This window comes from Agromyces mediolanus (genome assembly GCF_014648575.1).
GTDB classification, from domain to species: Bacteria; Actinomycetota; Actinomycetes; order Actinomycetales; family Microbacteriaceae; genus Agromyces; species Agromyces mediolanus.
The window spans coordinates 113,195-127,111 of sequence record NZ_BMRJ01000005.1; the positions used below are offsets into that span (position 1 = coordinate 113,195).

A 13,917-nucleotide genomic window follows, 5' to 3' on the forward strand; every position below is an offset into this window, starting at 1 on the left:
CGACCGCGACGCCGCGGAGGGCTCGGTTCACGGAGGACACCACGGCCTTCAGCGAGGCGGTCGAGATGTCCGCGTCGATGCCGACGCCCCAGAGCACCCGGCCCTCGACCTCGAGCTCGACGTACGCGGCCGCCACGGCGTCGCCGCTCGCCGCGAGCGTGTGCTCGACGTAGTCGCGGAGCTTCACCTGCACGCCCTCGGCGCCGAGCACCGCGAGGAACGCCGAGATCGGCCCGTTGCCGCTGGCGTCGGCGTCGACGCGCTCGGCGCCGTCGCGAAGGCCCACCCGCACGTTCACGATGCCGTCGAGATCGCTCTCCGTGCGGAGGCTGAGCAGCTCGAAGCGGCCCCACTTCTCGTCGGGGCGCGACTCCGGCGCCGGCAGGTACTCGTCGGTGAAGATGCGCCAGATCTCGTCGCTCGTGACCTCGCCGCCCTCGGCGTCGGTCTTCGCCTGCACGACGCCCGAGAACTCGATCTGCAGCCGGCGCGGCAGCTCGAGCGCGTGGTCGCTCTTCAGCAGGTAGGCGACGCCGCCCTTGCCCGACTGCGAGTTCACGCGGATGACCGCCTCGTAGCTGCGCCCCAGATCCTTCGGGTCGACCGGCAGATAGGGCACCGCCCACTCGAGCTCGTCGACGCTGACGCCGGCCGCCTCGGCCTTCGCCTCCATCGCCTCGAAGCCCTTCTTGATGGCGTCCTGGTGCGAGCCGCTGAACGCGGTGTAGACGAGGTCGCCCGCCCAGGGGCTGCGCTCGTGCACCGGCAGCTGGTTGCAGTACTCGGCGGTGCGCTTGATCTCGTCGAGGTCGCTGAAGTCGATCTGCGGGTCGATGCCCTGGGTGAACAGGTTGATGCCCAGCGCGACGAGGTCGACGTTGCCGGTGCGCTCGCCGTTGCCGAAGAGGCAGCCCTCGATGCGGTCGGCGCCGGCCAGGTAGCCGAGCTCCGCGGCCGCGATCGCCGTGCCGCGGTCGTTGTGCGGGTGCAGCGAGAGGATCACGTTCTCGCGGTGCGCGAGGTGCCGGCTCATCCACTCGATCGAATCGGCGTACACGTTCGGCGACGCCATCTCGACGGTCGCGGGCAGGTTGATGATGACCTTGCGCTCGGGCGTCGGCTCGAAGACCTCGAGCACCTGGTTGCAGACGTCGACCGCGAACTCGAGCTCGGTGCCGGTGTAGCTCTCGGGCGAGTACTCGTAGTAGACGGCCGTGCCGGGGATGGTCGACTCCATCTCGCGGCACTTGCGCGCGCCGTGCAGCGCGATGTCGATGATGCCCTGGCGGTCGGTGCGGAACACGACCTCGCGCTGCAGCACGCTCGTCGAGTTGTAGAGGTGCACGATGGCCTGCTTGGCCCCGGCGATGGCCTCGTAGGTGCGCTCGATGAGGTGGTCGCGGGCCTGCGTCAGCACCTGGATGGTGACGTCGTCGGGGATGGCGCCGTCGTCGATGAGCTGGCGGACGAAGTCGAAGTCGGTCTGGCTCGCGCTCGGGAAGCCGACCTCGATCTCCTTGTAGCCCATCTTCACGAGCAGCTCGAACATGATGCGCTTGCGCTCGGGGCTCATCGGGTCGATGAGGGCCTGGTTGCCGTCGCGGAGGTCGACCGCGCACCAGCGCGGGGCCTCGGTGATGCGCCGGTCGGGCCAGGTGCGGTCGGGCAGCTCGACGCGGAGCTGCTCGTGGTACGGGCGGTACCGGTGCACGGGCATCGGGGACGGCTTCTGGGTGTTCTGCATGGTGCTCTCTTCTCGCTTCAGTCCGGTGGCAGCCGACGACGAACTCCGCAGCGAGGGAGGCCTAGAACGAGGACTCGCTGCGGCAGCTAAGGAGAAGCAGGCCGTGAAGCACGGAACCAGGGTAGCACCGCGACGGAGAAGGGCGGAACCGGAGCATCCCCCACGGAGCCCCGGTCCCGCCCGGCGGGCACCCCCCTGGCGCCCGGTCTGGTGGCCGAACTCAGTCGGTGGCGAGCGCGACGACCGGCGAGACGCGCATCGCGCGCCGGGCCGGCGCGATCGAGGCGACCGCCGTGAGCAGGCCGGCGGCCACGACCAGGATGCCGATCATCGCCCACGGGATGCCGGGGAAGATGAACACCGGCTGCCCCTGCGCCCCGCCGAGCAGCGCCTGCGCGCCCGCCCAGCCGTAGACGAAGCCGAGCACGAGCCCGGTGAGGGTCGCGGCGACCGTGAGCGCCGCGGCCTCGGCGACGATCATGCCGCGCAGCTGCCGCGCCTCGAAGCCGAGCGCCCGCAGCAGGCCGAGCTCGCGGGTGCGCTGCAGCACGCTGAGCGAGAGCGTGTTCACCATGCCGATCGCGGCGATGAGCGCGCTGAAGCCGATGAGCACGGCGAAGATCGCGATGGTCACGTTGAGCATGCCCTCGACGCCCGCGAACACCTCGGGCTGCGCCTCGATCGCCGCGTGGATCATCGCGCGGTACGACTCCATCGTCACCGAGAAGGTGGTGACGAGGGTGACGCCGATCACGAGGCCGATGGTCATCCGGGAGGCGCGCTCCGGATTGCGCACCGCGTTCTCCGCGGCGATGCGGGCCGCCGGCGAGCGGCCGAACAGCCGGCCGACGAGGCGGAGCACGGGCGGCATGACGACGTGCGCGGCGAGCACGACGCCGGAGAAGGAGAGGATGCCGCCGAGGAGCCCGATCAGCACGCCCTCGGGTCGGACGAGGCCCACGACGATGCCCGCGGCGAGCAGGGCGGTGCCGAGCACGACGAGCACGACGGCGGCGATGTTACGGCCGCGCCGTCGGACGAGCTCCTCGCGGCCGGACTCGACCGACTGGCCGATCGCCTCGATCGGGCGCACCCGCAGCACGCGTCGCGAGCCCACCCACGAGGCGAGCCACGTCGTCAGCACGACCGCGATCGCGGGCAGCAGCACCGAGACGTTCAGGTACTGGTAGTCGACGGCGGGCATCACCCCGGTCGCGACGGCGACCCGCTCGAGCCCGAATGCGGCGAGCGTGCCGAGCAGGACGCCCGCCGCGGCTCCGGCGAAGCCGACCGCGAGGCCCTCGCGGGCGATCCGGCCGCGCTCGGCGCGGGCCGAGGAGCCGATGAGCCGGAGCAGCGCGATGAGGCGGGTGCGTCCCGCGACGACCGTGGCGACCGTGTTCGAGGTGACGACGGCGCTGACGTAGATCGCGATGACGATGAACACCCAGGCCACGACCGGCAGCATGAGCGCGACGGTGTCGCTCTCCCCCGTGACGGAGTCGGCGGCGATCGCGACGGCGAGCATGCCCGTGACGTGCAGCAGCAGGACGCCGAAGGTGCCCGCGAGCAACGCGACGAGGAGCGTGGGGATCTGGTCCTTCAGCCGGGCGCGCATCAGGCCGCGGTTTCCATCGAGAGCATGAACGAGGCGATCTCCTCCGGCGTCGAGCGGCCCGCGTCGCGCACGATCCGGCCGTCGGCGAGGTAGAGGATCCGGTCGGCGTGGCTCGCGGCGATCGGGTCGTGGGTCACCATCGCGATCGACTGCCCGTAGCCGGCGCTCGCCCCGGCGAGCAGCCCCAGCACCTCGCGCCCCGTGCGGGAGTCGAGGTTGCCGGTCGGCTCGTCCGCGAAGACCAGATCGGGCCGGGTGGCGAGCGCACGGGCGATCGCGACGCGCTGCTGCTGGCCGCCGGAGAGCTCGTGCGGCCGGTGGCCCAGGCGGCTCTTCAGGCCGAGCACCTCGTAGAGCTCCTCGATCCACATCCGCTCGTCGAGGCTGGGCTTGCGTCCGTCGAGCTCGAACGGCAGCAGCACGTTGCCGCGCACGTCGAGCGTCGGCACGAGGTTGAAGGACTGGAAGATGAAGCCGACGCGGCGCCGGCGCAGCACGGTCAGGGCGCTGTCCGGCAGCGAGGTGATCTCGGTATCGCCGAGCCACACCTGACCCGAGCTCGGGGTATCGAGGCCGGCCATGATGTGCATGAGCGTCGACTTGCCGGAGCCCGAGGGGCCCATGATCGCGGTGAACTCGCCGCGGCGCAGCCCGAGGGAGACGTCGTCGAGCGCGGTGACCTGGCCGGCGCCGCTGCCGTAGCGCTTGCCCAGGGCGGCGACGCGGGCGATGAGGCCGAGGTCTGAGGGTTGGATCTGCATGTCTTCGACGCTACGGACCGGGGCCCGGCCCGGGCATCCGGCCGGCGGATGGTCCGCCGTCATCCTGCAGGATGACCGCCGGCACGCCCCGGGATGACGCTCAGAGCTCGTGCTCGTACGCGAAGACGACGAGCTGCACCCGGTCGCGCAGCCCGAGCTTCGCGAGGATGCGGCTCACGTGCGTCTTCACCGTCGCCTCGCTCAGGTACTCGCTCGCGGCGATCTCGGAGTTCGAGAGCCCCTTGGCCGCGAGGGCGAAGATCTCCCGTTCCCGCGGCGTGAGCTCGGCCCACGCGGGCGGCGCGGGGCTGCGCTCGCTCCCCCGGCCGGCGTGCGCGATGAGGTTCCTCGTCGCGTTCGCCGCGATCACGGCGTTGCCCTGGTGCACCGTGCGGATGGCGGCGAGGAGGAACTCGGGGTCGGCGTCCTTCAGCACGAAGCCGCTGGCGCCGGCGCGGATCGCGCGCGCGGCGTTCTCGTCGAGGTCGAAGGTGGTGAGCACGAGCACGCGCGGCGCGGGGTAGCCGCCCCGGTCCGCCTCGGCGAGGATGCGCTCGGTCGCGGCGATGCCGTCGAGCACCGGCATCCGCACGTCCATGAGGATCACGTCGGGCCGCGAGCGGTTCGCCAGCGCGGCGCCGGCCGCCCCGTCGGCGGCCTCGCCCGCGAAGGAGAGGTCCGGCTGCGACTCGATGAGCATGCGGATGCCCGCGCGGAACAGGGCCTGGTCGTCCACGAGGCAGACGCGGATCTCGGTCATCTGGTGCTCCCCTGCTGGGCCGGGATCCGGGCGATCACCCGGAACCACCCCTCGTCGGTCTCGATCGTGAGCTGACCGCCGGTCAGCTGCGCGCGTTCGCGCATGCCCGGGATGCCGTGCCTGGCGCCGCGGGCGCCGACGGGCTCCGCGCCCGGCCGGACGTGGTTCGTGATGGTGGCGACGACGCCGGCCTGGTCCCAGGCGAGCACGACGTCGACGGGCCGATCCGCGTCGCCGTGCCTGAGCGCGTTCGTGAGCGCCTCCTGCACGATGCGGTAGACGGCGATCTGGTGGCCGGTGCCGAGCTCGACCCGGGGGCCGCGTTCGACGAGCTCGACCTCGAGTCCGGCGCCGCGCAGCTGGGCGAGCAGCTCCTCGAGGTCGTCGAGCACGGGCTGCGGGGTGTCGGTCTCGGCGTGGCGCAGTTCGGCGAGGAGCATCCGCACGTCGCCGAGCGCCCCGCGGGCCACGCCGGCGATGGTGCCGAGCGCCTCCACCGCGGTCTCCGGTCGGGTCCGCGCCGCGAAGCGCGCGCCGTCGGCCTGCGCGATCACGACCGCGAGCGAGTGCGCCACCACGTCGTGCATGTCGCGGGCGATGCGGTTGCGCTCCTGCTCCACCACGTAGCGGTACTCGGCGAGCTCGCGCTCGCGGAGCGCGACCTCCTCGCGGCGGCCGATCTCCCGCGAGTCGCGGACCGCCCGGACCAGCAGTCCGGCGGTCCAGCTCAGCACGAGCACGGAGATCGCGGCGATGAAGGTCACCCCGAGCCAGAGCGTCAGCGCGACCGCGTTGTCCGGCGCGAACAGGAACTCGCTCTGCCCGAGCGCGGGCTTCAGCAGCCCGAGGTACAGCGTCGCGACGACCGAGCCGACGCCCGCGGAGACGAGTCCGAGCCACTTCACGATGGGCTCGCCGTGCGCGGCGGTCGTGTAGAGCACGCCGAGCACCGCGACGTCGTAGAGCTGCAGCTCCCGGAGCGTGCCCATCTGCACGAGCGCGGCGAGCCAGGCGATGCCGAGCGACCAGCCCGGCGAGAGCCGGCGCACCGCGAGCGCCCCCGCGAAGCCGGCGAGAGCGAGCAGGTCGAAGAAATTGCCGAGCAGCGCGAGCGGCAGCGAGACGAGCGCAAAGACGCCGGCGAGCACGATGTCGGTCGTCAGGCGACCGCGGCTCAGAGTCGTGCGCATCGAACCACCGTACGCCCAGCTCCCCCGGCGTTCACGCCGATCCGCTCGGAATCATCCTGCAGGCGGACCGCCGAGGCATCCGCCCGCCGCGGGCCGGGACGCGGCCGCGGTCTCAGAAGCCGAGCCGGCCGAGCTGCTTCGGATCGCGCTGCCAATCCTTCGCGACTTTCACGTGCAGGGCGAGATAGACCTTGCGCCCGAGCAGCCGCTCGATCTCGGCGCGGGCCGCCGCGCCGACCTCCTTCAGCCGGGCGCCGCCCTTGCCGATGATGATGCCCTTCTGGCTGTCGCGTTCGACGACGACGTTCGCGTAGATCTCGACGAGGTCCTTGTCCTCCCGCTCGATGAGGTCGTCGACGGTCACCGCGATCGAGTGCGGCAGCTCGTCGGAGACGCCCTCGAGCGCGGCTTCGCGCACGAACTCGGCGATGCGCTCGGTCACGTCCTCGTCGGTCGTCGTCTCCTCGGGGTAGAGCGGATGGCTCGACGTCGGCATGAGCGTCAGCAGCTCGTCGACGAGCACCTCGAGCTGCTCGCCGCGCGGCGCCGAGACCGGCACGATCGCGTCCCACTCGCGCAGCCCGGAGACGGCGAGCAGCTGCTCGGCGACCTTCGCCTTCGAGGCGGCGTCGGTCTTCGTGACGATCGCGACCTTCTTCGCGCGCGGGTACTGCTCGAGCTGCTCGTTGATGAAGCGGTCGCCGGGACCGATCGGCTCGTTCGCCGGCACGCAGAAGGCGATCACGTCGACGTCGCCGAGGGTCGTCTGCACGAGGGCGTTCAAGCGCTCGCCGAGGAGCGTGCGCGGACGGTGCAGGCCGGGCGTGTCCACGAGGATGAGCTGACCGTGCGGCCGGTGCACGATGCCGCGGATGGCCCGCCGCGTCGTCTGCGGCTTCGAGCTCGTGATGGCGACCTTCTCGCCGACGAGCGCGTTCGTGAGCGTCGACTTGCCGACGTTCGGCCGGCCGACGAAGGAGACGAATCCTGCGCGGTACTCAGTCACGGTGGGGCTCCTGTTCTGCGTCGCCGAGGAAGGCGGCCGTCGCGTCGATGAGGGCCGCGTCGGCCGAGACCAGCACGGTCGAGATGCGCCGTCGGCGGCCCTCGGTGCGCTCGGCTTCGAGCTCGAGGCCGCTCGTCGAGGCGCGGTCGCCGCGCTGCGGGAGCCGGCCGAGCGCCTTCGCGAGGAGTCCGCCGACGGTGTCGACGTCGTCGTCGTCGAGCTCGAGGCCGAACAGCTCCCCGAGCTCGTCGATCGCGAGCCGGGCGCTCACGCGGTAGCGGCCGTCGCCGAGCGCCTCGACCTCGGGCGTCTCGCGGTCGTACTCGTCGGAGATGTCGCCGACGAGCTCCTCGATCAGGTCCTCCATGGTGGCGAGCCCGGCGATGCCGCCGTACTCGTCGACGACCATGGCGAGGTGGTTCGACGTCGTCTGCATCTGCCGGAGCAGGGCGTCGGCCTTCATCGAGTCCGGCACGAACTCGGCCGGCCGGGCGAGCTGGCCGACGGTGAGGCTCTCGGCGTCGAGCGGTCGCTCGAAGCCGAGCTTGGCGAGGTCGCGCAGGTAGAGGATGCCGGTGACGTCGTCGGAGTCGAGCCCGATCACGGGGATCCGGGAGTAGCCGGCGCTCAGGAAGACGCTCATCGCCTGCTGCAGGTGCGCCGTCGCGTCGATCGTGATCATGTCGGTGCGCGGCACCATGACCTCGCGGACGACGGTGTCGTTGAACTCGAAGATCGAGTGGATGAGCTCGCGGTCGCCCTCTTCCAGCACGTCGAGCTCGGTCGCCTCGTCGACCATGCTGAGCAGCTGCTCCTCGCTCGAGACGCCCGCGAAGCGGATGCGGCCCGGCGTGACCCGGTTGCCGAGCTGCACGAGGGCGCCCGCGAGGGGGCCGAGCAGCACCCGCAGGAAGTGCACCAGCGGTGCGGTGAGCCGCAGCACGACCGGGGCGTGCACGCGCCCGACGCTGCGCGGGCTCGCCCCGACGAGCACGAAGGAGACCGCGGTCATGATGAGCGCCGACCAGAGCAGCACGAGCCACGGGTTGTCGAGGAAGCTCGCGAAGGCGAGGGTGACGAGCACCGCCGCCGTGGTCTCGGCGAGGATGCGCATGAAGTTCACCGCGTTGACGTGCGCGCCGGTGTCCTCGGCGATGGCGGTGAGCGAGCGTTTCGCCCGCGCGCCCTCGGCGAGCTCGGCGATGTCGGCGCGGGAGCTCGAGGCGATCGCGGAGTCGACGGCGGCCATCAGGCCGCCGAAGGCCACGAGCACGAAGGCGGCGACGAGGAAGTACCAGGGTTCCATCGTCAGCGACGTCGCTCCTGCATGGCGAAGCCGACGAGGATGTCGCGCTGGATGCCGAACATCTCCTTCTCCTCGGCGGGCTCGGCGTGGTCGAAGCCGAGCAGGTGCAGGATGCCGTGCGCGGTGAGCAGCAGCAGCTCGTCGGTCAGCGTGTGCCCGGCGGTCTTCGCCTGGGCCTCGGCGACCTGCGGGCAGAGCACGATGTCGCCGAGGAGCCCGGGCGGGGTCGGGTGGTCCTCGGTGCCCGGGCGCAGCTCGTCCATCGGGAAGCTCAGCACGTCGGTGGGGCCCGGCTCGTCCATCCACTGCACGTGCAGCTGCTCCATGGCGCCCTCGTCGACGAGCACGATCGCGAGCTCGGCGTCCAGGTGCACGTGCATCGCGTCGAGCGCGTAGACGGCGAGCCGCTGGATCGCGGCCTCGTCGACCTCGATCGCCGACTCGTTGTTGATCTCGATGCTCATGCCTCGGTCACTTCGCCTTTCTCGGCAGGTGGTCTCTGGGGCCGCCGCTCGCGCCGCGTCCGCGGCGTTCGGCGCGGTTCGCGAACTCGCGGGCCTCGGCCCGCTCGTAGCGCTGCGCCTGCTGGCGCTGGTCGAACTCGGTGTACGCGTCGACGATGCGGCCGACGAGCGTGTGACGAACGACGTCGTCGCTCGTCAGTCGGGCGAACGCGATGTCGTCGATGCCGTCGAGGATGCGCGTGACGATGCGCAGCCCGGACGCCCCGCCCGGCAGGTCGATCTGGGTGATGTCGCCCGTGACGACCATCTTCGAGCCGAAGCCGAGTCGGGTGAGGAACATCTTCATCTGCTCGGGCGTCGTGTTCTGCGCCTCGTCGAGCACGACGAAGGAGTCGTTCAGCGTGCGCCCGCGCATGTAGGCGAGCGGGGCGACCTCGACCGTGCCGGAGGCGAGCAGCTTCGGTACGAGCTCGGGGTCCATCATCTCGTTGAGCGCGTCGTAGAGCGGCCGCAGGTAGGGGTCGATCTTGTCGGTGAGGGTGCCCGGCAGGAAGCCGAGCCGCTCGCCCGCCTCGACGGCCGGCCGGGTGAGGATGATGCGGCTGACCTCCTTGCGCTGCAGCGCCTGCACGGCCTTCGCCATGGCGAGGTAGGTCTTGCCGGTGCCCGCCGGCCCGATGCCGAACACGATGGTGTGCTCGTCGATCGCGTCGACGTAGGCGCGCTGGCCCTCCGTCTTCGGCCGGATCTGCTTGCCCCGGCTCGACACGATCACCTGCCCGAGCAGCTCGGAGGGCCGCGCCCCCGGGTCTTGCTCGAGGATGCGGGCCGAGCTCGTCACCTCGGTCGTCGTGGGGTCCTGGTTCTGCCTGACGAGCGCCAGCAGCTCCTCGATGAGGCGGCGGGCGCGGAGCCGCTCCGCCTCCTCGCCGCGGAGGGAGATCTGGTTGCCGCGGACGTGCACGGTGACGCCCGGGTATTCGCGCTGGATCTGTGCGAGCAGCCGGTCCTGCGGACCGAGCAGGCGCACCATCTCGATGCCGTCGATGTGCAGCAGTTCTTCGTCGGTGCGGGGGCGCTCGTCGGCGCCCTGGTCATTCATCGGCTCAGCCGGCAAGCGTACGCTCCTCGAGGCCCCCGGCGAGGACGTGCGCGTGCACGTGGAACACGGTCTGGCCCGCGCCCGCGCCGGTGTTGAAGATCAGTCGGAACTGGCCGTCGGCCAGCTCGTCGGCGACGCCGCGCGCGACCTCGACGAGCTCCGCGAGGAGCCCGGGGTCGCCGGCGGCGAGCTCGACGACGTCGCGGTAGCGCCCCTGCTTCGGGGTGACGACGACGTGGACGGGCGCCTGCGGCGCGATGTCCCGGAACGCGATGACCCGTTCGGTCTCGGCGACGATCGTCGCGGGGATCTCACGCGCGGCGATGCGCTCGAAGACGGTGGGGTCGGCGGCCTGGGCGGTCATGGGTCCATCGTAGCGACGGATGCCTCACCACCGCCCGAGCCGGGCGCTGAGCAGCGCGATCGCGGCGGGGCCGGCGGTCGAGGTGCGCAGCACCGTCGGGCCGAGCCGGACGGGCTCGGCGCCGGCCGCGGTCAGCCGGGCGAGCTCCTCGGTGGCGACGCCGCCCTCGGGCCCCACGAGCAGCGCGAGCGGCCGCTCGTCGAGCTCGAGCTGCGCGAGGCCGCGCTCCGCCGTCGGCTCGAGCACGAGCAGTCGGGTGCCGGCGAGCAGTTCCGGCAGCCGGGCGGTCGGCGTCGCCGCCGCGACCTCGGGCACCCAGGCGCGGATCGACTGCTTGCTCGCCTCGCGGGCGATCGTCGCCCAGCGCTGCCGCCCCTTCTCGGCCTTCGCGCCCTCCCAGCGGGAGACGGAGCGCGCCGCGGCCCAGGGCACGATGCGGTCGACGCCGAGCTCGGTGGCCGCCTGGACGGCGAGCTCGTCGCGGTCGCCCTTCGCGAGGGCCTGCACGAGCACCAGCGCGGGCGTCGCCGGCTGCTCGCGCACGAGCTCGGCGACCTCGATCGCGAGCTCGCCCTGACCGCTCTCGAGCACCGGACCGGTCACGACCGTGCCGCGCCCGTCGCCGATCGAGATCCGCTCCCCGAGGCGCACGCGGGCGACCTGGACGGCGTGGCGCGCCTCCGGACCGCCGAGCCGCACGACGTCGCCGGCGGCGACCGCCGCCAGCTCCGCGCCCTCGTCGAGGTAGAGGCTCGCCATCTCAGCCGAGGAACCGGTCGCGGAGCTTCGCGAAGAGCCCCTGCTGGAAGTGCGAGAGCTCCGGCGCCTTCTGCTTGCGCGAGGCGGCGAGCTTCTCGATCAGCTCCCGCTCCTTGCCGGAGAGCTTGGTCGGGGTGATCACGTGCACGCCGATCCGGAGGTCGCCGCGTCCGTTGCCGCGAAGGCGGGTGACGCCGCGGTCCTTCACGGTCAGCACCTCGCCCGACTGCAGGCCCGGCTTCAGCTCGAGCTCGACGTCGCCGTCGAGGGCGTGCACCGTGGTGCTCGTGCCGAGCACGGCGTCGGTCATCGCGACCTCGAGCGTGCAGAGCAGGTCGTCGCCGTCGCGACTGAAGACCTCGTGCGTCTTCACCTTCATCTCGAGGTAGAGGTCGCCGTTCGGGCCGCCCGCGGGGCCGGCCTCGCCGGAGCCCGGCATCTGCAGCCGGAGGCCCGTGTCGACGCCGGCGGGGATGTCGACCGGCACGGTGCGACGCGCGCGGACGCGCCCCTGCCCCTGGCAGGTGACGCAGGGCGTGGCGATGATCGTGCCGTAGCCGCGGCAGGAGCCGCAGGGGCTCGCCGTCACGACGTTGCCGAGCAGCGAGCGCACGGTGCGCTGGATCTGGCCCGTGCCGTGGCAGATGTCGCACGTGACGGGCGAGGTGCCGGGGGCGCAGCAGCTGCCGTGGCACGTCTCGCAGACCACGGCCGTGTCGACCTCGAGCTCGCGGTGCGTGCCGAAGATGACCTCCTCGAGGCCGAGCTCGACGCGGATCAGCGCGTCCTGCCCGCGTTCGCGCCGCGAGCGGGGGCCCCGGCTCTGCTGGCCGCCGCCGAAGAAGGTCTCGAAGATGTCGCCGAAGCCGCCGAAGCCGGCTTGGCCGCCGAACCCGCCCTGCCCGCCGAGGTCGTACTGCTGGCGCTGCTTCGGGTCGGACAGCACGTCGTAGGCGTGCGTGACCTCCTTGAAGCGCTCGGACGCCTCGGCGCCCGGGTTCACGTCGGGGTGCAGCTCGCGGGCGAGCCGGCGGTACGCCTTCTTGATCTCGTCAGGGGTGGCGTCGCGGGAGACGCCGAGGACCTCGTAGTGGTCTGCCACGGAGGGCGGTTCCTTTCGATGGGTGCCGGAGGCCGGCTGGTCGATGACGGCGGCGGGTCAGTGCTCGCCGAGCGTGCGGGAGAGGTAGCGCGCGACCGCGCGGACCGCCGCCATGCTCGTGGTGTAGTCCATGCGCGTCGGGCCGACGACGCCGAGCCGCGACACGTCGCGGCCGGCGACCGCGAACGAGCTCGCGACGACCGAGGTCTCGGCGAGGCCGAACGGCGCGTTCTCGCGGCCGATGCTGACGGCGACGCCGTGCTGGTCGGAGGCCATCTCGCCGAAGAGCTTCAGCAGCACGACCTGCTCCTCGATGGCCTCGATGACGCCGAGGATGGAGCCCGGGAAGTCCTGCTCGGTGCGCACGAGGTTCGCCGCTCCCGCCACCACGAGGCGATCGCCGCGCTGCACCCGGGCCTGCTCGGCCAGGGTGGTCGCGAGGGTGTGCGGCACCTGCGCGTGGCGGGGGTCGACGGCGGGCACCTCGCCCGACAGCGCCTGCGCGGCCTCGGCGAGGGTGCGCCCGGCGGCCAGCGCGTTGAAGCGCGCCCGGAGCGCGGCGAGGGTCTCCTCGTCGACCGGCGAGCCGAGCTCGGCGACCCGCTGCTCGACCTGTCCGGAGTCGGTGATGAGGATGCAGAGCACCCGGTCGGGTGCGAGCGCCACGAGTTCGACGTGACGCACCCGCGAGCTCGCGAAGCTCGGGTACTGCACCACGGCGAGCTGATTGGTGAGCTGCGCGATCAGGCGCACGGTGCGCGCCAGCAGCTCGTCGAGGTCGCTCGACTCGCCGAGGAAGGTCTCGATGGCGTGCCGCTGCGCCTGGCTCAGCGGCCGCAGCTCGCTCAGCTGGTCGACGAAGACCCGGTAGCCCTTGTCGGTCGGGATGCGCCCGGACGAGGTGTGCGGGGCCGCGATGAGCTCTTCCTCCTCGAGGAGGGCCATGTCGTTGCGGATCGTCGCGGCGGAGACCCCGAAGGCGTGGCGCTCGACGATCGTCTTCGAGCCGACCGGCTCGCGGGAGGCCACGTAGTCCTGCACGATCGCGCGGAGCACGGCGAGCCCTCGATCGGAGACCATCTGCCCCACCTCCCGTCCGTTGGCACTCGTCTTCTTCGAGTGCCAATCCTATCGCGACATCCTGCGCCGCGGGCGTTGCGACGCCCCACCGGCGGCGCTACGGTGATCCCGAGTCCGCGAGCCGTCCCCCGAACGGGTCAGCACGAGCCGCGGCCGATCCCAGCCCCGAAAGGCATCGCCATGACCGACCCCAACGCACCGACGCCCGACCCGAACGTGCCGCCCCAGCAGCCCGTCCCCCCGCAGCCGGCCGCCAGCGCCGGGCCGCTCCCGCAGGACCAGGACATCCAGTGGGCCTCCTTCGCCCACCTGGGCGGCATCCTCGGATTCCTGCCCTCGCTCATCATCTGGCTCGTCTTCAAGGACCGCGGCCAGTTCACCAACGTCGAGGCGAAGGAGGCGCTGAACTTCCAGATCACGATGCTCATCGGCTACGTGATCGGCGCCGTGCTCTCGATCATCCTCATCGGCGGCCTCATCTCGCTCGCCGTCTGGGTGATCTCCATCGTCTTCTCGATCATCGCGTTCCTGCGCGTGAAGGACGGCCAGCACTACCGCTACCCCTTCGCGCTCCGACTCATCAAGTAGTCGAACACGGCCGCTCCAGGCCGCAGCAGCACCGGCGGCGCGCCGGACGGGGCCTTCCGTCCGGCGCGCCGTT

The 13,917-nt window shown here is 72.0% G+C and carries 14 protein-coding genes; 1 reads left to right on the forward strand and 13 read right to left on the reverse strand.

The features are described 5' to 3' along the window. The 13 genes from leuA to hrcA all read right to left on the reverse strand — a co-directional run. Window positions 1-1,744: 2-isopropylmalate synthase (gene leuA, locus IEY71_RS16490; RefSeq protein WP_189086468.1), on the reverse strand; the 1,744-nt coding region annotated here is incomplete at its 3' end. Window positions 1,745-1,964: 220 nt separating this feature from the next. Next, on the reverse strand, window positions 1,965-3,362 hold the full coding sequence (locus IEY71_RS16495; RefSeq protein ID WP_189086469.1) for an ABC transporter permease: 1,398 nt from the start codon (window positions 3,360-3,362) through the stop codon (window positions 1,965-1,967). Then, on the reverse strand, window positions 3,362-4,123 hold the full coding sequence (locus IEY71_RS16500; RefSeq protein WP_189086470.1) for an ABC transporter ATP-binding protein: 762 nt from the start codon (window positions 4,121-4,123) through the stop codon (window positions 3,362-3,364). Before IEY71_RS16500 ends, IEY71_RS16495 begins: the two co-directional genes overlap by 1 nt. 100 nt (window positions 4,124-4,223) lie before the next feature. Beyond that, a complete protein-coding gene (locus IEY71_RS16505; protein WP_189086471.1) occupies window positions 4,224-4,883 on the reverse strand; it encodes a response regulator in 660 nt (219 codons plus the stop codon). Next, window positions 4,880-6,073: a sensor histidine kinase gene (locus IEY71_RS16510; protein ID WP_189086472.1), complete on the reverse strand. Its 1,194-nt coding sequence runs from the start codon at window positions 6,071-6,073 to the stop codon at window positions 4,880-4,882. The genes IEY71_RS16505 and IEY71_RS16510 overlap by 4 nt, the downstream gene beginning before the upstream one ends. Before the next feature lie 112 nt (window positions 6,074-6,185). Further along, a complete protein-coding gene (era, locus tag IEY71_RS16515) occupies window positions 6,186-7,079 on the reverse strand; it encodes a GTPase Era (RefSeq protein ID WP_189086473.1) in 894 nt (297 codons plus the stop codon). Beyond that, window positions 7,072-8,385 carry a hemolysin family protein gene (locus IEY71_RS16520; RefSeq protein WP_189086474.1) on the reverse strand — a complete coding sequence of 438 codons (1,314 nt, stop codon included), beginning with the start codon at window positions 8,383-8,385 and terminating at the stop codon, window positions 7,072-7,074. Before IEY71_RS16520 ends, era begins: the two co-directional genes overlap by 8 nt. Before the next feature lie 2 nt (window positions 8,386-8,387). Next, complete coding sequence (gene ybeY / locus IEY71_RS16525; RefSeq protein ID WP_189086475.1) at window positions 8,388-8,849, reverse strand: rRNA maturation RNase YbeY; 462 nt, start codon at window positions 8,847-8,849, stop codon at window positions 8,388-8,390. Window positions 8,850-8,856: 7 nt separating this feature from the next. Then, window positions 8,857-9,951 carry a PhoH family protein gene (locus IEY71_RS16530; RefSeq protein ID WP_189086476.1) on the reverse strand — a complete coding sequence of 365 codons (1,095 nt, stop codon included), beginning with the start codon at window positions 9,949-9,951 and terminating at the stop codon, window positions 8,857-8,859. A gap of 4 nt (window positions 9,952-9,955) precedes the next feature. After that, window positions 9,956-10,315 (reverse strand): histidine triad nucleotide-binding protein, encoded by a 360-nt coding sequence (locus IEY71_RS16535; protein WP_189086477.1) that lies wholly within the window; start codon window positions 10,313-10,315, stop codon window positions 9,956-9,958. Window positions 10,316-10,339: 24 nt separating this feature from the next. Continuing rightward, on the reverse strand, window positions 10,340-11,074 hold the full coding sequence (locus IEY71_RS16540; RefSeq protein ID WP_189086478.1) for a 16S rRNA (uracil(1498)-N(3))-methyltransferase: 735 nt from the start codon (window positions 11,072-11,074) through the stop codon (window positions 10,340-10,342). A 1-nt stretch (window position 11,075) separates the two neighbouring features. Continuing rightward, window positions 11,076-12,176, reverse strand: a complete 1,101-nt coding sequence (gene dnaJ, locus IEY71_RS16545; protein ID WP_189086479.1) for a molecular chaperone DnaJ — start codon at window positions 12,174-12,176, stop codon at window positions 11,076-11,078. 57 nt (window positions 12,177-12,233) lie between these two features. After that, complete coding sequence (gene hrcA / locus IEY71_RS16550; RefSeq protein ID WP_189086480.1) at window positions 12,234-13,256, reverse strand: heat-inducible transcriptional repressor HrcA; 1,023 nt, start codon at window positions 13,254-13,256, stop codon at window positions 12,234-12,236. Window positions 13,257-13,436: 180 nt separating this feature from the next. Between hrcA and IEY71_RS16555 the strand changes: the two genes are divergently transcribed. Then, window positions 13,437-13,844: a DUF4870 domain-containing protein gene (locus IEY71_RS16555; RefSeq protein ID WP_189086481.1), complete on the forward strand. Its 408-nt coding sequence runs from the start codon at window positions 13,437-13,439 to the stop codon at window positions 13,842-13,844. The last annotated feature ends 73 nt before the right edge of the window (window positions 13,845-13,917 follow it).